The organism is Kitasatospora sp. NE20-6 (assembly GCF_045862635.1).
Map to the genome: position 1 here is coordinate 163,496 of NZ_BPRL01000021.1, position 15,629 is coordinate 179,124.

Genomic DNA, 15,629 nt, shown 5'->3' on the forward strand with positions numbered 1-15,629 from the left:
TGGACGGACCGGGCGTGTGCAAGATCTTGCAGGAAAGGCCTGCAAGATCTTGTCGGCCGGTGGTGCCGACTGGAAGTATCAGCCGGGCCACACCGGCCACACCGGTCCCTTCGGCCCCACCAGCAACGGCGCAGCGGTCCTCCCGCACGACCACCACGACGAGGCGCCGGACCCCGGGGCCGCTCGACGACGCCGTACGGACGGAAAGACAGCCGTGACACCTCGCACAGCACCCGAGACCGCCGCCGCACCGGGCTCCCTGCAGTCGGCCCGCTTCTACATCACCTTCCGCTGCAACTCGCTCTGCGGCTACTGCAACGTCTGGCAGGACGACAAGTTCAAGGGCTACCAGGAACTCACCCTGGAGCGCGGCCGCGAGATCCTCGACCAGCTGCACGCCCTCGGCGTCCGCTACGTCGACTTCACCGGCGGCGAACCCGTCCTCCACCCGCACATCAACGGCATCGTGCAGCACGCCAAGGCGCTGGGCATGGCCACCGAGATCACCAGCAACGGCATCCGCTTCGCCAAGCACATCGACGAGATCGTGCCGTACGTCGACACCATGAACGTCTCGCTCGACACCCTGCAGCCCGACCGCTACCGCCGGATCCGCGGCGTGCCCACCCTCGACCGGGCCCTCGACGTCATCCGGCGCATCGCCGCCACCGGCTCCGGCAATCTCAAGCTCATCTGCGTCGTCACCCGCGAGAACGTCGACGAGGTGCCCGAACTCCTGCGCTTCGCCCAGGAGAACCGCGTCACCATGTACTTCTCCACCATGTTCGAGTACTTCGACGAACAGGACACCGTCCGCGACACCAACCGGACGGCCCGCAAGCTCAAGCTCGTCGAGCAGAACGGCAGACCCGTCGACGACCGCCCGTCACCCTGCGGCAGCGGCGCCCCCGCACCCGGCGCCCCCGCATCCGCATCCGGCACCCCGGGCGCCGGCGCCATCGCCGCCGAACTCCTCGGCCTGCTGCACCAGCCCTTCGCCGTGCTCAACCTGCACTTCCGCAAGTACGTCGAGAGCCTCGACCCGCTCGCGCCGACCGACTGCTACGCCAACAAGCGCATCCTCACCATCGGCCCCGACGGCCGCCTTGTCCTGCCCTGCTACCACGCCTTCGACAACTCCGTGGAGTGGGACCGTGACCTCGCCGAACTCGTCCGGGACGAGGAGTTCCTCCGGGTCCGCGACGAGGAGGTCGGTCACCGCTCCGAATGCCGCGGCTGCACCGTCTTCCCCTACATCGGGCTGTCCTTCAGCTACCGCTTCGACAAGACCTTCCTCTACCAGGCGCTGTCGGAGGAGATCGTCAAGATCAAGGACCGGTTCGCCAACCCCCTCCACCCCCGCCTCGCCCTCGACCACGAGGCCCTGCACCGCAGGTACGCCGACCTCGAACGCTTCATCGACCACGAGCTGCCCGCGCCCCGGCCCCCCGTCTCACCCGACCTCTTCTACCGATTCGAGGTCACCCCCGGCGGCATCCGCACCGAACTCGGTGCCGCCGAGACCGGTCTCGCCGAGATCCTCGCCGACCACCTGCACGAGTACTGCTGGGGCATCCAGCGCTCCCCGCACCTGTGGATCCGCCTCGTCTACCGCGACCTCATGCCGCTGCTGCGCGAACTCGCCGAGGCCGGACTCGTCACCGACGACGCCTGGGCCGACACCGTCGCCGCACTCTACGAGACCCAACTCGCCTGGTGGCAGGGGTACCTGGCCCGCCACCTCCGCGGTGGCGAGACCCTCGACCCCGCCGGCCCGGCCGCGGTGCTCACCCGCTTCGTCGAGCGCACCGCCGCCCTCCTGCCCGACGCCCCGCAGTCCGACCGCATCCGCGAGATCCTGCTGCACGCGGGCTGCGTCCTCGGACTGCCGCCGGAGGTCCTCGCGCCGCTCGCCTCCCACCGGCCCTTCCCGGAGGCCGCGCTGACCGCCAAGCACCTGCTGCTCACCGCCTCCGACGCAGACCTGCCCCGCTACGCGGACCTCCTCCCGCCCGAGGCCGCCGCGCCGATCCGCCACGTCGCCGGGCAGCCCGTGCCGCACCTGCCCGTCCCCGGACGCGTCCCCGCGCCCGACCCCGAACTCGCCGCGCTGCTCGCCCACGAGAACGGCCTCGACCAGGCCACCGCGGAACACCTCGCCGTGGCACTGCGCGTGCCCCGCACCGAGGAACGCCGGACCGAACTCGCCGACGGCCTGCTCGCCCACGAACTGCGCGACCCGCACCTCGTGCGCCGCCGCGGCGCCGAACTCCGGCTCCGCGCGCAGCAGTGGCAGCGGGAGGCCCTGCCCGTCGGCTGACGGCGCACACGGTGCACACGGCGCACTGCGCGCACTGCGCACACGGCGGCGGGGCGGCGGGGCGCCCACCGGCCCCCGCCGCACGCTGCCGCCGCGACCCGCCCCCGCCCCCGCGACCGCCCTGCCGGCACCACCGCCACCCCGGATAGGCTGGCCGCCATGGGGACGATCGACCTGGCGGGGACAGCACGGAGCACGGCCGGCCAGGTGGCCGAGCAGGGCATGGGCGCCGTGGTCGCCGTCCTCGCCGGCGGCCGCAGCGAGATCCACGGCGCAGGCCGCACCGGCGCCGACCAGGGACCGCCCGACAGTCGGACGGTCTTCGACATCGGCTCCGTGACCAAGGTGTTCACCGCGCTCGTGCTGGCCCGTGCCGTCGGCGACGGGCACGCGGCACTCGACGAACCGCTCGCCGACCTGCTGCCCGGCACCCGCGTCCCGTCCCGCGGCGGCGAGCAGATCACCCTCCAGCACCTGGCCACCCACACCTCCGGACTCCCCAGGCTGCCCAGGGGCATGCGGATCCCCGCCCTGCTGCGCCCGGGCAAGCCCGACCCGTACGCGCACTGCACCCCGGCCGTGCTGCTGCGCGGGCTCGCCGCGACGCGCCTCGGTGCGACGCCCGGCACGCGCTTCCGCTACTCCAACCTCGGTGCCGGGCTGCTCGGGCTGGCCCTGGCCCGGCGGGCCGGCACCGGCTACGCCGACCTGGTCGCGGACCGCCTCACCCGTCCGCTCGGGCTCGACGACACCGGGGTCGGCCTCGTCCGGCCCGGCCGCACCGCGCAGGGCCACACGCCGCGCCTCCGGCCCACCGTGCCGTGGGACCTCGCCGGCCTCGCGGGCGCCGGCGGTCTGCGCTCCACCGCCGTGGACCTGACGGCCTTCCTCCAGGCCCACCTCGACCCGCCGGCCGGCTGGACCGCCGACGCCGTGCGCCTCGCCCGTGCGGTCGAGCACCCGCAGAACCCCTTCGCCAGGGCGCACCTCGGCTGGTTCTCGCACCGGCTGCACGCCGGACAGGGCGGCCACCTCCAGGTGTGGCACAACGGCGGTACGGGCGGCTTCGCGTCGTTCGCGGGCTTCGACCCGGAGAAGCGGGTCGGCGCGGTCGTCCTCGGCAACACCCGCCGTTCGGTCGACCGCGAGGGATTCGGCCTCCTGCGCACCCTGCAGGACGCGTACGCCGCCTGACGCCCCGACGGGCCGGTCGTGGACACGCCCACGGGCGGCGCAGTCGGGCTCCTGTTCGACCGTCCGTTCGTAGGCTCGACCTCCCCCGCGTCCGTCACGGCCGCCGGGCAGACCCGAGCGACCGGAGTACCGACATGGCATCAGCAACGCCCCAGAGGCGCAGGTTACGAGGACTGACGGGCGTGCTGCTGACCGGCGTCCTGTCCGCCGCCGCCCTCTCCGGCGTCCCGCTGCCGGGCCGGGCCGCCCTCGCGGCGCTGCCCACCGGCGGCACGGTGATCGTGGACGAGACCTTCCAGAACGACACCGTGCCCGACCCCTCCTGGGAGCCCCTCGGGCGTACCTGCCTCACCGGCGCGGCGCCCGGCAGCACGCCCGCTCCCGACGCCGCGCAGATTCCGCCGTGCCCGGCGAACGGCGCCGGGCCGCCGCCCACCCCCGGTGTGACGCCCGGTTACCTCCAGCTGAACGACGCGAGCGGCTTCGTCGGCGGCGCCCTGCTCTACCGCCGCCCGGTGCCCGCCGCCGCCGGACTCTCCGTCACCTTCGAGCAGTACCAGTACGCCGGCACCGCGGCGCCCGGCGACGGCATCGGCTTCTACCTCGTCGACGGCGCCACCCCGCTCGACGGGCAGGGCGCCGACGGCGGCAGCCTCGGCTACGCCCAGCGCAACCTTTCCCCCGGCGTCGTCGGCGGCTACCTCGGCGTCGGCCTCGACGCGTACGGCAACTTCTTCAACGACGGCGAGAACCGCGGCGCCGACTGCCCGGAGGGCCAGCAGTCACCGGTACAGGTGGACGGCCCGGTCGCGCCGAACGTCGTCACCCTGCGCGGGCCCGGCAACGGCACCTCCGGCTACTGCTACCTCGCCTCGACCACCGTGCCCTCCGCCGACCCGCTGAGGCCGACCTCCACCCTGCCCGGCACGCTCAGCGCGCCGTTCGGCACGACCGACCCGGCCGTGGCCAAGCGGTCCGTCAACGTCCAGATCACGCCCGCCCCCGCGCCGCGGGTGATCGTGCAGATCGACTTCCAGGACGGCAACGGCTGGCAGCAGGTGCTCGACCAGCCCGCCCCGACGGGCACCCCGTCCACCTACAAGTTCGGCTTCAGCGCCTCGACCGGCGGCAGCACCGACGTGCACCTCATCCGCAACGTCAACGCCGCCAGCATCCTGCCGCTCGCCCGCCTCGACCTCGTCAAGCAGGTCGACCGGTCCGGCACGCCGCTGCCCGCCGAGATCACCGCCGGCACGGTCGTCCCGTACCAGTACGTGGTGACCAACGGCGGGTTCGACACCCTCACCGGCCTCCGGGTGACCGACAACCGGCTCGCCCCGGTCAGCTGCCCGGCCACCGAACTCCCGCCCGCCCCCGCGCAGGGCAGCACCGTCGTGTGCACCGGCACGTACACCGTGACCGACGCCGACGTCGCCGCCGGGCAGGTGGTCAACACCGCCACCGCCCAGGCCGTCGATCCGGGCGGCACCGCCGTGCCCTCCGGACAGTCCTCCGTGACGGTGCCGCTGGTCTCGTCGCTCGCCCTGACCAAGTCCGTCACCACCCCGGCCCCGCACACCGCCGGGCAGACCGTCGCGTACGCGTTCACGGTCACCAACACCGGCGGGTCGACCGTCTCCACCCTGGTCGTCCGCGACCCGGTGATCGCGGCCGACCCCGCGGCCGGGGCGATCTCCTGCCCGGTCTCCGTGCTCGCCCCGGGCGAGAGCACCACCTGCACCGGCAGCTACGTGCTCACCGCCGCGGACCTCGCGGACACCGGCACCTTCACCAACACCGCGACCGCCACCGGCCTGACGCCGATCGGGCAGACCGTCACCTCCCCGCCGGCCAGCGCCACGGTGGGCGAGGTCGCGGACATCGCCGTCACCGTCACGGCCGACCCCACCGCGCCCCCGGTGCCGAGCGACGTCACCTTCACCGTCACGGCGACGAACAACGGGCCGGACGACGCGACCTCGGTCATCCTCTCCAGCCCCGTGCCGTCCGGCGTGACCCTGGTCTCCGCGACGCCGTCCACCGGCACCGCGTACGACTCGGCGACCGGGCGCTGGAGCGTACCGGCGCTGGCCGTCGGCGCCTCCGTCCGGCTGGTGGTCGTCGTCCGGGTCACCTCGACCGACCCGGTGACGGACACCGTGCAGGTCGTCTCCGCCGCCCAGACCGACCCGGTGACGGACAACAACACGGCCTCCGTCACCGTGCAGCCGGTGCAGCCGGTGCAGACGGTCGACATCGCGGTGACCAAGGCGGTCGACGACGCTGTAGCCGAGCTCGGCCAGGAGGTCGTCTTCACCGTGAACGCCGCCAACTCCGGCCCCGCCGGTGCCACCGGCGTCACGGTCACCGACCTGCTGCCCGCCTCCCTGGCCTACGTGCGCTCGGACGTCACCGCCGGCAACTACGACCCGGTCACCGGCGTCTGGACGATCGGCCCCCTCGCCGTCGACGGCCGGGCCACCCTCACCCTCACCGCCAGGGCCGCCGCTGCCGGAACAGCCACCAACACGGCGGCGCTCGGCTCGGTGGACCAGACCGACACCGACCCGGCGAACGACCGGGCCTCCGTCGATGTCGTCGTGGCGGACGGTCACCCGGGCCCCGACCCGACCTGCCCGCCCGACCCGCACCCGGGCGTCCCCGGCTGGCCCGGGCACCCCGGGCACCCTGGGCACCCCGGCGATCCGGGTGACCCGGGCTGGCCCGGCTGGAGCCACGCGCCGCACCCGAGCCCGAGCCCGCGGCCCGGGGCGGACAGCCCGGGGGCGGACAGTACGGGGTCGGGCCGTCCGGGGCCGGCGAGCCCGGAGGTGCATGCCGGACACGCGTGACGAACCACCCTGCCGAGGCGGGCCGCCGCGAGGTGGCCCGCCTCCGCGCATCCCGGGGCGCATCCCGGGCGCATCCCGGGGCGCGTCACGGCCGCCATGGGTCGGTACGGGCCGGTACGGGCCGGAGCCCGCGGCGCACGGTCACGGCCCGGTGTCCGCACGGGGCTTCCGCGCGGCCGCGGCGGGAGGAGCGGCCGCCGCCCCGAGGATCCTGCCCTCCGCCCCGGCCCTCGCGACCCCCTCGACCGCCAGACAGATGCCGAAGACCCGGTCGTGCCCCGTCCAGCCGTTGACGCGCCCGCGGTTGTTGCTGATCTGCACCCGGCGGCGAGCCCGGTCCACCGCCGACACCAGGTGCAGGTACACCGTCCCGCTGACCCGCGCGAGGACGATGTCACCGACCTGCAGCGTCGACGGGTCGACCGGCGCGACGACCACCCGCTGCCGGCTGCGGATCAGGGGAACCATCGAGGACCCGCTCGGCCGGAACTCCACGGTGGCCCCACCGGCGACCCTGCCTGCTACTGCGTCCAGCATGCCCATCCGTCGATGGTGCCCCGCGCGGGCACTGCGGAGCACGGGATTTTCCGCCGCCCCGCCGCCCCGCGGGCGGTCGGAGCGGGCCGGTGCCGCGGTGGTGCCGCAGCGGTGGTGCCCGTCAGTGCGGGGACAGCCTGCCGGTGATGCGGTTCCAGAGGGAGCGGGTCGCGCCGAAGCCGGTCTCGTGCGACCAGACGTGGGTGCATCCCGGGCACTGCAGGTGCAGCAGGCTGCCGGTGTTGGAGAGCAGGTAGCGCCAGTGCTCGGCGCAGCTGCGCCGTTCCGCGCACGGGGTGCAGCCGGCGGTTTCGCTGCAGCGGGGGCAGGCCACCCAGGCGCGTCGGCCGATGTCGGCCTGCGGGTCAAGGGGCAGCACGGCCGCTCCCCCGGTCGGGCAGCACGCCGGCGGCGACGAGGTCGGCGTAGAGGCGCTCCTGCTCGGCGTCGAGTCCCGAGTAGAGCAGGTCGTACGCCTCCTCCTCGCCGCGCAGCACGGCGATCGGATCCCAGTCGGGGCCGAGCGCGGCCATCACCTGGGCCCGGCGGAGCACTTCCTGGGCGGTGAGGTCGACGGTGAAGTCGACGAGGCGGGCCTCGTCCGGCTGCGGGCGGCCGGGCGTGGGCGCTCCGGCCGGGTCGCCGGGGTCACTGGGGCGGTGCATGGACATGGGGCCGAACTTAGGTAGGCCTTCCTTCCCGGTCAAGGGGGAGTGGGCGGAGTCACAGCCGGGCGGGCGCCGCGTCGGCCCGGGCGGCAGCGGTGCGCCACGCCTCGGTCACGGCCCGGTGCGCCGCGGCCGTCGCGGCGGCGGTGTCGCCGGTCAGCCGGACCGGCGCACCGACGTGGACGTGCAGCGCCGGGCGCCGCAGCGGCGCCGTGGCGAGGCCGGCGAACTGTTTGGCGGTGCTGCCCGAGCTGAGCCGCCTGGCGCCGCACTGGCCCAGCGGCACCACCGGTGCGCCGGTCGCCGCCGCGAGCCGTGCGAGCCCGGTGCGGAAGGTGCCGGGCGCGGTGTCGGCCGGGTCCTTCCGCCGGGGCAGGCCGCCTTCGCCGTAGATCAGCACCACACGGCTTTCGGCGAGGGCCGCGGCGGCCGTGTCGAGCGCGTCGGCGGCCCGGGCGGTGCGGCGGTGCACGGGGATGTGGCCGCCGTCGCGCAGCGCCCGTCCGAGGACGGGGATCCGCCAGAGACCGGCGGTCGCCATCACCACCGGGTCGGTGCCGAGCCGGTGCAGGGCGGCCAGCACCACGCCGGGGTCGGCGAGCGAGGAGTGGTTGGCCGCCACGATGCTGCCCGCGGGGACGGCGCCGGCCAGGTCGCTGGTGACGGTGAGGCGGCCGAGGAGCGGCACCAGGGTGGTGGCGAGGCGGCTGAGCACGGGGTGTCCTTCGGGCCGGGTGGCGGGCGGGTCCGGGCCATCCTCCCGGAGGGCCGTCCCGGGCCGCCTGAGTAGCCGTACTCGGATCCGTGCCCGGTGTGCGGCCGTGCTTCGTGGGCGTCCCGCTCCGGCTGTGAACGTGCACAGCCTCTCGGTGTCGGTATCGCGCTGATAACCATGCCTTCTGAGGCATTGACACATGACATTCAGGTTTCCCTATTGTGAACGTGCACATCACGGTCGACGGCTCGCGGGCAGTCCCGCGTACGCCCCTGCCGCTGCGGCCCCCCACCCCGCCGCCGTGCGCGAGCCGTCGCCACCCCACCCAGCCGTCGTTCCGGGAGTCCCCATGCACCGCCGTCGCCTGCTCCTCGCCGCCGCACTCTGCGGCACCCTGCTCCTCACCGCCTGCTCCGGCGGCGCGGGGGATCCCGCGGCCGACGGGCCGGTCGAACTGACCTACTGGGCCTGGGCGCCCCACATGGACAAGGTCGCCGAGATCTGGAACGCCTCCCACCCGGACATCCACGTCACGGTCGAGAAGCAGGCGTCGGGCGACAGCCTGGTGCCGAAGGTCGTCAACGCCGTCAACGTCGGCGTCGCCCCCGACCTCGTGCAGGCCGAGTACCAGGCGCTGCCCACCCTGGTCGCCAACGACGTCCTGGTGGACATCGCCGACCGGACCGCCGGCCTCGGCGGCACGTTCGCCCCGGGCGTCTGGCAGCAGGTGACGCTCGGCTCCGACGCCGTGTACGCGGTGCCGCAGGACACGGCCCCGCTCGCCCTCTTCTACCGGCAGGACCTCTTCCGGCAGTACGGCCTCGATGTGCCCACCACCTGGGCGGAGTTCGCCGACACTGCCAGGGAACTCCGCAGGAAGGCGCCGTCCAGGAAGCTGACGACCTTCTCCGCCGGCGACCCCGGCCTCTTCGCCAGCCTCGCCCAACAGGCCGGAGCCACTTGGTGGACGGGCTCCGGCCGTACCTGGAAGGTCGCTCTCGACGACACCCCGACCCGGAAGGTCGCCGACTTCTGGGGCGGCCTCGTCAGGGAGGGCGCCGTCGACAACCGGCCCATGTACACCGACGAGTGGAGCAAGGCCCTCGACGAGGGCACCCAGATCGCCTGGGTCTCCGCGGTCTGGGCCCCCGGGGTGTTCACCAGCTACGCCCCCTCCACCAAGGGCAAGTGGGCGATGGCCCCGCTGCCGCAGTGGAACGCCGGCGAGTCCGTCACCGGCAGTTGGGGCGGCTCGACGACCGGGGTCACCGCGGGCGCCGCCAAGGCCGGACACGTCCCGGCCGCCGTGGAGTTCGCCACCTGGCTGAACACCGACCCGGCGGCCGTCGCCGCCCTGGTGAAGGAGGCCGGCATCTACCCGGCGGCCACCGCAGCCCAGACCGGCGGCGCCCTCGCCACGGCACCGGACTTCTTCGCCAACCAGCCCGACTTCTACACCACGGCCGCGGAGATCGCGAAGACCACCGCCCCCGCCGCCTGGGGCCCGGACGTGGACGTCGCGTACTCCGCCTTCAAGGACGCCTTCGGCAAGGCCGCGCAGGACAGGAGCGACTTCTCCGCCGCACTGACCGCCGTCCAGCGGTACACCCTCGCGGCTTTGCAGCGGGACGGCTTCACGGCCGCCGGGCAGGCGTCGCGCCGCCCGAGCGGGGCCGCGTCCCGCTGAGGCGGCGCCGGGTGCCATGCTCGTGCCCGACCGCGGCAGTCGTGCCGTGGCAGGATCGGAGGGCGGAGCCGTGGGGCGGTCGGGGACCTGGGCGTTGGCGGCGGCGACCCTCCTGTGGGGAACGGTCCGGCTGGCCGCGGTGGGGGTGCTCGCCCTGGTGGTCCGGCTCGCCTTCGATCAGGTGATCGCCCCCTTCGTGGTGGCCCTGGCCGTGCCGGCGGTCGGGCCGGTGACCGGCCGGTACCGCGCGGAGCCGCCCCACCGGCGGCGCGGTGCGGCGGCCGGGCTGCTCGCCTACGCCGCGGCGGGGGTGGCGGTCCAGGCGGCGGTGGAACGCTTCGCGCCGGTGCTGGTCGCGTACGGGGCGGACGTCCCGGTGGCGCTGCTGCTGGCCGGGCCGGTGGCCGCGGCGGTGTTCTCGGTGGTGGCCGGCCGGCCGCCGCACCCGGCCGGACCGCCGGAGAACTCCTCGCCGCAACCGGGCTGACCCGGCGTCAGCCGACCGGTGGCAGCCCGGCCTCGTGCACGTGCCGGGCGACCTGCACCCGGTTGGAGACCTCCAACTTGGCGAACACGCTGCCGACGTGCGTCTTGACGGTGGCCAGGCCCATGGCCAGCGCCTCCGCGATCTCCGCGTTCGTCAGCCCCTCGGCGATCGCGGCCGCCACCTCCCGCTCCCGCCCGGTCAGCCGGGAGAGCAGCGTGCGGGCCGCGCGACGGCGGGAGTCGTCGGCGGTCGCCGTGACGGCACTGATCAGCCGCGTGGTGACCCGGGACGACAGGCTCGGCTCGCCGCGCGCGGAGCGCTGCACGGCGAGCACGAGTTCGGCGGGCGGCGTGTCCTTCAGCAGGTAGCCGACCGCGCCGTACCGCAGCGCCGTCAGGACGCTCTCGTCCGTGTCGAAGGTGGTGAGGATGACGGTCCGTACGGCCGGACACCGCTCCCGCAGGCGCCGGGTGGCGGCCAGGCCGTCCATCCGCGGCATCCTGATGTCCATCAGGACGACGTCGGGCGCCGTGCGGACCGCGAGGTCCACCGCCTCCTGCCCGTCGGACGCCTCGCCGACGACCTCGACCTCCGCGGCGCCGTCCAGGATCATCCGCAGGCCGGCCCGGACGAGCGGGTCGTCGTCCGCCAGGACGACGCGGACCGCGCTCACGCCGGCCACGGCAGACACGCGCGCACGACGAACTCGCCGCTCTCCGTCGCACCGTGCTCCAGCGTGCCGCCCGCCAGCCGCGCCCGCTCGTCGAGTCCCGTCAGGCCGACCCCGGCCGACGGCAGGTCCGAACTCCCCGCGAAGCCCCGCCGGTTGCGGACCTCGATCGCCAGCCGGCCGCCGGGGGAGCCGTCCAGACGGACGTCCACCGGTTCGTCCGGCGCATGCTTCCGGGCATTCGTGAGCGCCTCCTGCACCACCCGGAACGAGGCGCCGGACAGCACGTCGGGCAGCAGCCCGCGCCCCGGCAGCGTGCCGTCGGGCAGCCCGGAGGTGTCGAGCCGGACGACCGCGCCCGCCTCCCGGGCGTCCGCCAGCAGCGCCGACAGCTCGGCCAGGGTGGGCTGCGACCGGTCCGGCCGGTCCCCGGCCGTGCTGTCGCCGCCTTCGGATCCGTCGCCGTCGCGCAGCACCCCCAGCACGTCCCGCAGTTCGGCGAGGGCGAGGCTCGCGTTCGTCCGGATGGTCTGCGCGGCCGTCGTGATCTCGGCGGGGCCGAGGTCCTCGCGGTAGACCAGCGCGCCGGCGTGCAGCGCCACCAGGGAGATCCGGTGGGCCAGTTGGTCGTGCATCTCGCGCGCGATCCGGGTGCGTTCGGTGTCACGGGCGGCCTGCGCGGCCAGCTCCCGGGCCCGTTCGGCGGTGCGGGCCCGCTCCTCCAGCGAAGCGAGCAGGTCGCGCCGGGCCCCGAGCAGCGCGCCGGTCGCGGCGGCCGCCGTGACGATCAGCAGCGTCACGGCGGCGCTGCTCACCACCGCGAGCGTGCCGCCGCCGCCCGGTGCGAGCGCACCGGGCACGAACCGCGGCCGGTACACGCCCTCGGAGAGGGCGCCCGCGGCGGCCGCCACCGCGCCCGCGGCGAGGAGCGCCCCGCGGCGCGGCCGGGCCGCCGTCGACGCGACGGCGATCACCGCGGGGCCGAGCGCCGAGACCGAGGCCGTGCACGCGGCGAGCGCCAGGCAGGCGACGGCGAGCGGGTGCCGGTGGCGGAGGGTCAGGAGGGCGGCCGCGGCCGCGCCCAGCAGCAGGTCCACCAGGAGGGCGGCGCCGATCCGGTCGCCGTCCGGGCCCGGTGGCCGCCCGCCGAGCAGCGCGGCGGCGTAGACGAACCACACGGCGGCGCCCACGGCCGTGGCGAGGAGGAGCCGCGCGGCCGTCGACCGGGCACGGGACGGCGGCGGGTACTGGTGCTGCGGCAGGGACGGTGCGGTCACGGGGCCCAGCGTAGGGCGGCCGTCGCCGGTGCCGCCTCCACCCCGGGGCCGGGCCGCCTCCACCCCTGGGTGGAGGCGCCGTCCGCCCGGCAGGGGAGGTGCAGGGCACGCCGACGGTGCACCGTGGACCCGCCGGACACGGCCGCCCCGGAGCGGCGGTGGCGGGCGGGTCCGGCATGCCGCCGCCTGCACGCGTCCCGGCACCGGGAGCCGCCGGCCCCGGCGCGCAGCGGCCCCGGCACGGAGCGCCGCACGACACGGAACGGAGAGACGGACATGAACACCTTCAGGGGGACGGCGACGGCCACAGGGGTGCTGTACATCCTTGCAGCGGCCGCGTCGATCGCGGGCCTGCTGCTGTACGGGCCCGTCCTCGACGACCCGCTGTACGTGGTCGGCGGGCGCCCGCACGGCGCCGAACTCGCCTCCGGCGCACTGCTGGAGATGGTGCTCGCCTTCTCGGTGATCGGCACCGGGGTGGTGATGTTCCCGGTCGTCCGGAGGCTCAGCGAGAGCGTGGCCCTCGGCTACGCCTGCTTCAGGCTGCTGGAGGCGGCCGTGATCGTCGTCGGCGTCGTCTCCGTGCTGTCGGTGCTGACGCTCGGCCGTGACTTCTCGGCCGCCGCCGACCCGCAGCCGGCGGCGTACCTGGGGGCGGGCCGGGCGCTGGTGGCCGTGCACGACTGGACGTTCCTCGCCGGCCCCAACCTCGCCCTCGGCCCGAGCACGCTGATGATGGGATGGTTCCTCCACCGCTCGCGCCTGGTCCCGCGGTTCATCGCGGTGATGGGCATGGTCGGCGGCCCGCTGATCTTCGCGTCGGCGGTGCTGGTGCTCTTCGGCGTGTACGAGCAGATATCCCTCTGGGGCAGCCTGGCCGCGCTCCCGGTGTTCGCCTACGAGATGGCCCTCGCCGGCCGGCTCGTCGTCCGGGGCTTCGACCGGGCGGCCGTGGCCCGGCTCCTCGCCCGGGAGGCGTGATCCCGTCCCGCCCTCCCCGAGGCGGGGTGCCCGGGCCGGGGTGCCAGGCGGATGCTCGGGGACCGGTGGACGGGGCGCCCGCGGCGGTGGTGACGGTCAGTCGAGGACGAGCCAGACCAGCCGGACGACGTCGATGGCGGGCGGCACGGCGTCGGCGTTCACGAAGATCTCCGCGGTGACGGTCGGGGCGAGCACCACGGACCGGAGGTCGCCCCACTCGTCGACCGGGTCGCCGGAGGCCGCACCGATCTGCGTGAGCGCGATCGTCACCAGGATGAACAGCTCGCGGTCGGTCTCGGCGATCCGGTCGAGCGCGCGTGCGGGCTGGTCCTGCAGGAAGACCTGCCAGTCGCTCACCGGGCGACACCCTCGGTGCCGCCCGCGACGCCGCTCGCCCGGCCGCCCGCCAGCACCGGTCCCACGGCGGCGCGGAAGCCGGCCCGGTCGGCGCCGTACGCCGACGACATCGCCTTGAGCCACCAGGAGGTCAGGACGGCCTCCCGGCCCGCCTGGTCCTCCACCGGGCCGAGTTCGCGGTAGAACGCCATCCGTTCGGCCGCGGGCAGGGCGCTGCCGATGCCGTCGATGCTCCGGGGCACGCGCGGGCCGGAGTTGCGGTGGACGGGCTGTGCGCTCATCGGTCTCCTCCTCCTGTACGGGCGGGCCGTGCTCCGTCCGCACGGTGTCGACCGTATCGGGTTCACCGGTGTGCAGTCAGCTCCCCGGCGCCCGGGGCCGGTCGGGGGTGAGCCGTCCGGGCGAGCCGGAGCCCTGACCACCACATCTGTCCGAACAGTTGACCTGGTTGATGAGGTCATGGCATTTTCATGCGGCCCGGGCGTGCGCAACCGGTCGTGCGTCCGGCGATCCCCCACAAGGAGACCCATGTTCAAGGGACTTGCCGCCGGAATCGGCGCGGTCGCGGTCGTCGCGGGCACACTGCTCCCCGCGGCCACGCCGGCTGCCGCCATCCAGGCCGGCGATCTGACGTCGACCATCGCGCTGAGCAACTGTTCGGCGTCGCTCGTGCGTTACCCCTCCTCGGTCGACACCGACCGGGCGATGATGCTCACCAACGGCCACTGCCTGCCGACCATGCCGAGCGCGGGCCAGGTGATCCAGAACACCACCGCCAGCCGCTCCGGCACGCTCCTCAGCAGCTCCGGCTCGTCCCTCGGCACCGTGCAGGCCGACAAGGTGCTGTACGCGACCATGACCGGCACGGACGTCGCGCTCTACCAGCTGACCGACACCTTCGCGTCCGTCAGCAGCAAGTTCGGCGCCACGGCGCTGACGATCAGTGACACGCACCCGGTCAACGGCTCGTCGATGTTCATACCCTCCTCGTACTGGAAGCAGGTGTGGAACTGCTCGATCAACGGGTTCGTCGACACCCTCCGCGAGGACCAGTGGACCTGGCGCGACTCGATCCGCTACAGCTCCGGCTGCAACACCACGCACGGCACGTCCGGTTCGCCGATCGTCGACGCCACCAGCAAGAAGATCGTCGGCATCAACAACACCGGCAACGACGACGGTGCGATGTGCACGCTCAACAACCCGTGCGAGGTGGCGGCCGACGGCACCACCACCGTCACCAAGGGGCAGAGCTACGGTGAGGAGACCTACTGGTTCACCACCTGCCTCGGCACCGGCCGCGCCATCGACCTCTCCGTCGGCGGCTGCCTGCTCACCAAGCCCGCCGGCAGCAGCGTGACGGTGACCAACCCGGGCAACCAGTCGACGGCGCTGAACGGCACCGCGAACCTGCAGATCGCGGCGACCGGCGGCACCGCGCCGCTGACCTTCTCCGCGACCGGCCTGCCGACCGGCCTGTCGATCAGCACCGCCGGCAAGATCACCGGCACCGCGACCGCCGCCGGCACCTACAACGTGACCGTCACCGCGAAGGACGCCGCCGCCAGGACCGGCACGACGAGCTTCACCTGGACGGTCAGCGCGGGCGGCGGCACCTGCACCCCGGCCCAGCTGCTCGGCAACGCCGGCTTCGAGACCGGCACCGCCGCGCCGTGGACCACCACCAGCGGCGTCGTCGACAACAGCGCCTCCGAGGCCTCGCACGGCGGCTCCTGGAAGGCCTGGCTGAACGGCTACGGCTCCGCGCACACCGACAGCGCCACCCAGGCGGTCACCATCCCGGCCGGCTGCAGGGCCACCCTCAGCTACTGGCTGCACATCGACACCGCCGAGACCGGCTCCACGGTCTACGACAAGCTCACC

The 15,629-nt window shown here is 74.6% G+C and carries 15 protein-coding genes; 7 read left to right on the forward strand and 8 right to left on the reverse strand.

Annotated elements, in window-relative coordinates; genetic code table 11:
• Positions 1 to 214 precede the first annotated feature (214 nt).
• The 3 genes from SNE206_RS18665 to SNE206_RS18675 all read left to right on the forward strand — a co-directional run bounded on the left by SNE206_RS18665 (position 215) and on the right by SNE206_RS18675 (position 6,366).
• Positions 215 to 2,320: a radical SAM protein gene (locus tag SNE206_RS18665; RefSeq protein ID WP_407914534.1), complete on the forward strand. Its 2,106-nt coding sequence runs from the start codon at positions 215 to 217 to the stop codon at positions 2,318 to 2,320.
• A 159-nt stretch (positions 2,321 to 2,479) separates the two neighbouring features.
• A complete protein-coding gene (locus SNE206_RS18670) occupies positions 2,480 to 3,514 on the forward strand; it encodes a serine hydrolase domain-containing protein (RefSeq protein WP_407914535.1) in 1,035 nt (344 codons plus the stop codon).
• A gap of 182 nt (positions 3,515 to 3,696) precedes the next feature.
• Complete coding sequence (locus SNE206_RS18675) at positions 3,697 to 6,366, forward strand: lectin-like domain-containing protein (RefSeq protein ID WP_407914536.1); 2,670 nt, start codon at positions 3,697 to 3,699, stop codon at positions 6,364 to 6,366.
• 141 nt (positions 6,367 to 6,507) lie between these two features.
• Here the strand turns inward: SNE206_RS18675 and SNE206_RS18680 are convergent, their stop codons facing one another.
• The 4 genes from SNE206_RS18680 to SNE206_RS18695 all read right to left on the reverse strand — a co-directional run bounded on the left by SNE206_RS18680 (position 6,508) and on the right by SNE206_RS18695 (position 8,286).
• Positions 6,508 to 6,903: a S24/S26 family peptidase gene (locus tag SNE206_RS18680; RefSeq protein WP_407914537.1), complete on the reverse strand. Its 396-nt coding sequence runs from the start codon at positions 6,901 to 6,903 to the stop codon at positions 6,508 to 6,510.
• A gap of 121 nt (positions 6,904 to 7,024) precedes the next feature.
• Complete coding sequence (locus SNE206_RS18685) at positions 7,025 to 7,282, reverse strand: hypothetical protein (protein WP_407914538.1); 258 nt, start codon at positions 7,280 to 7,282, stop codon at positions 7,025 to 7,027.
• Entirely contained in the window at positions 7,269 to 7,574 is a 306-nt protein-coding gene (locus SNE206_RS18690; protein ID WP_407914539.1) for a DUF6400 family protein, read from the reverse strand. Before SNE206_RS18690 ends, SNE206_RS18685 begins: the two co-directional genes overlap by 14 nt.
• A gap of 52 nt (positions 7,575 to 7,626) precedes the next feature.
• Positions 7,627 to 8,286 carry a lysophospholipid acyltransferase family protein gene (locus SNE206_RS18695; protein ID WP_407914540.1) on the reverse strand — a complete coding sequence of 220 codons (660 nt, stop codon included), beginning with the start codon at positions 8,284 to 8,286 and terminating at the stop codon, positions 7,627 to 7,629.
• Positions 8,287 to 8,635: 349 nt separating this feature from the next.
• Between SNE206_RS18695 and SNE206_RS18700 the strand changes: the two genes are divergently transcribed.
• Both SNE206_RS18700 and SNE206_RS18705 read left to right on the forward strand, forming a co-directional pair.
• Positions 8,636 to 9,973: an ABC transporter substrate-binding protein gene (locus SNE206_RS18700; protein WP_407914541.1), complete on the forward strand. Its 1,338-nt coding sequence runs from the start codon at positions 8,636 to 8,638 to the stop codon at positions 9,971 to 9,973.
• 94 nt (positions 9,974 to 10,067) lie between these two features.
• Complete coding sequence (locus tag SNE206_RS18705; RefSeq protein WP_407914542.1) at positions 10,068 to 10,460, forward strand: hypothetical protein; 393 nt, start codon at positions 10,068 to 10,070, stop codon at positions 10,458 to 10,460.
• Positions 10,461 to 10,467: 7 nt separating this feature from the next.
• Here SNE206_RS18705 and SNE206_RS18710 read toward each other — a convergent pair whose 3' ends face one another.
• On the reverse strand, positions 10,468 to 11,133 hold the full coding sequence (locus SNE206_RS18710) for a response regulator (protein ID WP_407914543.1): 666 nt from the start codon (positions 11,131 to 11,133) through the stop codon (positions 10,468 to 10,470).
• The gene (locus SNE206_RS18715; RefSeq protein WP_407914544.1) at positions 11,130 to 12,407 is read right to left on the reverse strand and encodes a sensor histidine kinase; all 1,278 of its coding nucleotides are present in this window, start codon (positions 12,405 to 12,407) and stop codon (positions 11,130 to 11,132) included. The genes SNE206_RS18710 and SNE206_RS18715 overlap by 4 nt, the downstream gene beginning before the upstream one ends.
• Before the next feature lie 276 nt (positions 12,408 to 12,683).
• Between SNE206_RS18715 and SNE206_RS18720 the strand changes: the two genes are divergently transcribed.
• Positions 12,684 to 13,388, forward strand: coding sequence for a DUF4386 domain-containing protein (locus SNE206_RS18720; protein ID WP_407914545.1), 705 nt, complete (start codon positions 12,684 to 12,686; stop codon positions 13,386 to 13,388).
• A 96-nt stretch (positions 13,389 to 13,484) separates the two neighbouring features.
• Here the strand turns inward: SNE206_RS18720 and SNE206_RS18725 are convergent, their stop codons facing one another.
• Together SNE206_RS18725 and SNE206_RS18730 are read right to left on the reverse strand one after the other, a co-directional pair.
• Positions 13,485 to 13,745: a hypothetical protein gene (locus SNE206_RS18725; RefSeq protein ID WP_407914546.1), complete on the reverse strand. Its 261-nt coding sequence runs from the start codon at positions 13,743 to 13,745 to the stop codon at positions 13,485 to 13,487.
• Positions 13,742 to 14,026 (reverse strand): hypothetical protein, encoded by a 285-nt coding sequence (locus SNE206_RS18730; RefSeq protein WP_407914547.1) that lies wholly within the window; start codon positions 14,024 to 14,026, stop codon positions 13,742 to 13,744. The genes SNE206_RS18725 and SNE206_RS18730 overlap by 4 nt, the downstream gene beginning before the upstream one ends.
• Before the next feature lie 247 nt (positions 14,027 to 14,273).
• On the opposite strand from SNE206_RS18730, the gene SNE206_RS18735 reads away from it, so the two are divergent.
• A partial coding sequence (locus SNE206_RS18735; protein WP_407914548.1) for a putative Ig domain-containing protein occupies positions 14,274 to 15,629 on the forward strand: 1,356 nt, incomplete at its 3' end.

What these genes read in the sequence shown, in the direction of transcription:
- SNE206_RS18720 (WP_407914545.1), top strand. Translation starts at nt 12,684, where the DNA reads ATGAACACCTTCAGGGGGACGGCGACGGCCACAGGGGTGCTGTACATC.
- SNE206_RS18690 (WP_407914539.1), bottom strand. Translation starts at nt 7,574, where the DNA reads ATGTCCATGCACCGCCCCAGTGACCCCGGCGACCCGGCCGGAGCGCCC.
- SNE206_RS18730 (WP_407914547.1), bottom strand. Translation starts at nt 14,026, where the DNA reads ATGAGCGCACAGCCCGTCCACCGCAACTCCGGCCCGCGCGTGCCCCGG.
- SNE206_RS18670 (WP_407914535.1), top strand. Translation starts at nt 2,480, where the DNA reads ATGGGGACGATCGACCTGGCGGGGACAGCACGGAGCACGGCCGGCCAG.
- SNE206_RS18700 (WP_407914541.1), top strand. Translation starts at nt 8,636, where the DNA reads ATGCACCGCCGTCGCCTGCTCCTCGCCGCCGCACTCTGCGGCACCCTG.
- SNE206_RS18680 (WP_407914537.1), bottom strand. Translation starts at nt 6,903, where the DNA reads ATGCTGGACGCAGTAGCAGGCAGGGTCGCCGGTGGGGCCACCGTGGAG.